The organism is Duganella callida, from assembly GCF_004614165.1.
Lineage (GTDB): Bacteria > Pseudomonadota > Gammaproteobacteria > Burkholderiales > Burkholderiaceae_D > Rugamonas > Rugamonas callida.
Genome location: NZ_SPVG01000165.1, coordinates 1 through 3,455, shown reverse-complemented (window position 1 = coordinate 3,455; position 3,455 = coordinate 1). Strand labels below are relative to the sequence as shown.

The following is a 3,455-nucleotide window of genomic DNA, read 5'->3' as shown; positions in this document are numbered from 1 at the left end:
ATTGCGTCACGGGCTCTACCGTAGCGACCGCTACGGTAGAGCCCGTGACGCAATGAAAGACCTGACCCCGGAGTTTATTTCAGCCAGAGGCGGATCGAGTCCCAGGCGCGGCCGAAGATCGAGGCTTGTTCCACCGTTTCCAGCGCCACCACCGGCAGTTCCAGCATCGGCTTGCCGTCCACCACCATCTTCAGCGTGCCGACGCGGCTGTTCTGCGCCAGCGGCGCGACCAGCGGGTCCTTGCGCTCCAGCGCCGGCTTCATCTTGGCCGCCACGCCTTTGGGCACGGTCACCATCACGTCGTTGGCGAAGCCGATCTTGACGTTGCTCTTGGAACCTTTCCAGATCTCCGGCGTCGCGATCGGCTGCCCCTTCGAGTACAGCTTGACGGTATCGAAGTTCTGGAAACCCCAGTTCAGCAGTTTCTGGCTTTCCTGGGTGCGCACCGAGTCGGACGAGGTGCCCAGCACCACCGAGATCAGGCGACGGTCGCCGGCGCCGTTCGGCCGGTGCGCGGAGGCGATCATGCAGTAGCCGGCCGCTTCGGTGTGGCCGGTCTTCATGCCGTCCACGGTCGGGTCCAGCCACAGCAGGCGGTTGCGGTTCTGCTGGGTGATCTTGTTGTAGGTGAAGCTTTTCACCGAGTCGATCTTGTAGAACTCGGGGAAATCCTGGATCACGTGCTTGGCCAGCACCGACAGGTCTTGCGCGGTCGAGTAGTTTTCCGGGCTCGGCAGGCCGTGCGGGTTGGCGAAGTGGGTCGAGGTCAGGCCCATGCGCTGCGCCTCGCGGTTCATCAGCACCACGAACGCCGATTCGTCGCCGGCCACGGCTTCGGCCAGCGCCACCGCCGCGTCGTTACCGGACTGCACCATCAGGCCGTACAGCAGGTCGTTGACGCTGACCGGGGTGGCCGGGTCGATGAACATCTTGGAGCTGCTGGTGTCGACTTTCCACGCCTTGGTGGAGACGTTGACCATCTGGTTCAGGGTGATCTTCTTGTCGCGCAGCGCGGTGAAGGTCACGTAGGCGGTCATGATCTTGGTCAGCGAAGCCGGCTCGATGCGGGCGTTCGGGTCCTGGGAGGCGATGATCTGGCCGCTGGTGGCGTCCAGCAGCAGCCAGGATTTGGCGGCGATGGTCGGCGGCGGCAGCGTCTGCGCCACGGCCGAAGTCATCAACATCACACTGGTGGCCAGTGCCGCAATAATTTTCTTCATGTGCTCGTGTGTCGGTGAAAAGTGTAAGACCCGCAGGATTATAGAACCTTACTCGGCGCTTGCGGTGTCTTCTTCAGCCGAAGTTAAGCGTGGACGGTGCCACAGCTGCTGCACCCAGCTCTTGATGTGGCCCAGCTTGCGGTGGAAGAAGTGGTCGGCCCCCGGGATCACGATCACCGGAATTTCCTGCGGCCGCAGCCAGTCCAGCACGTCGATCAGCGGGATGGTGTCGTCCAGTTCGCCATGGATGAGGATGGTGTCGGCCGGGATGGCGGCCATTTCCCACTTCCTGGCGGCGGCGCCGACCAGCACCAGGCGCTCGGCCGGCGCGCCGGCGGCGGCCAGGCGCTGCGCCAGCTGCGACTGCACATAGGTGCCGAACGAGAAGCCCGACAGCGTCACCGGCAGGCCGGGGAATTTATCCACCATCCAGGCGTGCAGCAAGCCCATGTCGTCGGTCTCGCCGTGGCCATGGTCGTGCACGCCCTCTGAGGCGCCGACGCCGCGGAAGTTGATGCGCGCGACCACGTAGCCGAGGCCGACGAAGGTGCGCATCAGGGTGACGGCCACCTTGTTGTCCATGGTGCCGCCGTACAGTGGGTGCGGATGGGCCACCAGCGCGATGCCGCGCGGCGCCATTTCCGGGTAATCGAGCACGCCTTCCATCTGGCCGGCGCCGCCGGCCAGGGTAAATTTTTCGCTTTTGTTCATGGGGTTCAGATCTTCAGACGGTCGACCACCTGGCCGTTGACCAGGTGGCTGTCGATGATTTCGTCGATGTCGCTGCTGTCGACATAGGTGTACCAGGTGCCTTCCGGATAGACCACCAGCACCGGGCCTTCCTCGCAGCGGTCCAGGCAGCCGGCCTGGTTGATGCGCACCTTGCCGTGGCCGTTCAGGTTGAGTTCCTTGCAGCGCTTCTTGGCGTGCTTTTGCGCGGCTTCCGCGCCGTGGGCGCCGCAGCTGTCGCGGCCGTCGTCACGCTTGTTCAGGCAGAAGAACACGTGGTGCTTGAAGTAGGGAGTATCGCTCATGGCCATGCCTCTTTAAAGTCGTAGCCGCTATGATACCTTGGCGGCGTTCAGCTTGTGGGACGGCAGCCACAGGAACCAGACCGCGAAGAACGGCCACAGCAGCGACAGGAACTGGGCGGCGCCGTTGAAATTCAAAAACTTGCCCTGCACCCAGGTCTGCAAGGTTGCTATGAAGTACGGGTTGGCCGGGGTCAGATTGACGATGATCAGGCTCAGCAGCAATGTCGCCACCGCCAGCCGCCGTTGTGCCGCGTGCGGCGCATAGCTCAGCCCGGCCAGCATGATGGCGCCGATCAGGAAACCGCCCTCGGCGCCCGGCGTGACCCAGACGAAGGCGTTTTCGGGCTGGAACAGCAGCGCCGTGGCCAGCGCCTTGACCACGATGGCGGCGGCGATCATCAGCGCCACCAGCACGCCGCGCGGCGACGGCTTGCGCAGCAGGCACAGCAGGGTCAGGCCGGCGCCGACCATGCCGCAGGCGGTGATGATGGTTTCGGACAGCCAGTATTGCTCGACGGTCAGGTCGACGTCCGGCCGCACCAGGCTGGCCAGGTCGATTTCCATGTCCAGCAGTTGCGACAGCCAGTCGGACAGGATGGGCAGGATCTGGCCCAGGCCGAACAAAAAGTTTTGTGGATAGATCTGCGCCAGCGGCCACAGCGCCAGCAGCACCAGGCCCTGGCTGGCATGCGGCGCGAACCAGGCGCGACGCAACTGCTGCAGCTGGCTCTGGTCGAGCAGGCGGCGCACGGTCAGCACGCCGAGCACGGCGCCCAGCGCGCAACCGGCGGCGTTGGTGTAGAAGTCGAGATTGGACGAGACGCGGGTCGGCAGATAGGTCTGCACCGCTTCCATGGTGCCGGACACCAGCAGCCCGCTGGCGCCGGCGATCAGCAGCGCCCGGACATTGCGCACGCGCGGATACAGCGCGTAGACGATCAGCGTGCCGAGCGGGATGTAGCCGATCACGTTGATGACGGCGTCGAACTTGGTCCAGTAGCGCGGCATCGCCGTGGTTTCGAGGAAGATCAGCGGCGACAGCCCCTGGTTGTGCCAGCCGGAGAACGGGAACCAGCTGGCATAAATGATCAGCAGCAGGTAAGCCAGCAACGCGGCACGCGTGATCGGCGATGAGCGCGACGCGGGTGGGACGGGTGGCACGGGCGGCCGGCGGGCGTCGGCCCGCGTCGGCGGCCCGGCC

At 64.9% G+C, this 3,455-nt stretch carries 4 protein-coding genes; all 4 read right to left on the bottom strand.

The genetic code is table 11. The features are described from left to right. Positions 1 to 74: 74 nt before the first annotated feature. Genes E4L98_RS15980 through E4L98_RS15965 form a run of 4 tightly spaced genes read right to left on the bottom strand, consistent with a single transcriptional unit; the run spans position 75 to position 3,415 of the window. The gene (locus tag E4L98_RS15980; protein WP_135202546.1) at positions 75 to 1,220 is read right to left on the bottom strand and encodes a D-alanyl-D-alanine carboxypeptidase family protein; all 1,146 of its coding nucleotides are present in this window, start codon (positions 1,218 to 1,220) and stop codon (positions 75 to 77) included. 48 nt (positions 1,221 to 1,268) lie between these two features. Continuing rightward, on the bottom strand, positions 1,269 to 1,931 hold the full coding sequence (locus E4L98_RS15975) for an alpha/beta hydrolase (RefSeq protein ID WP_135202545.1): 663 nt from the start codon (positions 1,929 to 1,931) through the stop codon (positions 1,269 to 1,271). A gap of 5 nt (positions 1,932 to 1,936) precedes the next feature. Next, positions 1,937 to 2,254 (bottom strand): (2Fe-2S) ferredoxin domain-containing protein, encoded by a 318-nt coding sequence (locus E4L98_RS15970; protein WP_135202544.1) that lies wholly within the window; start codon positions 2,252 to 2,254, stop codon positions 1,937 to 1,939. A gap of 27 nt (positions 2,255 to 2,281) precedes the next feature. Beyond that, positions 2,282 to 3,415 carry a VanZ family protein gene (locus tag E4L98_RS15965; protein ID WP_135202547.1) on the bottom strand — a complete coding sequence of 378 codons (1,134 nt, stop codon included), beginning with the start codon at positions 3,413 to 3,415 and terminating at the stop codon, positions 2,282 to 2,284. Positions 3,416 to 3,455 lie beyond the last annotated feature (40 nt).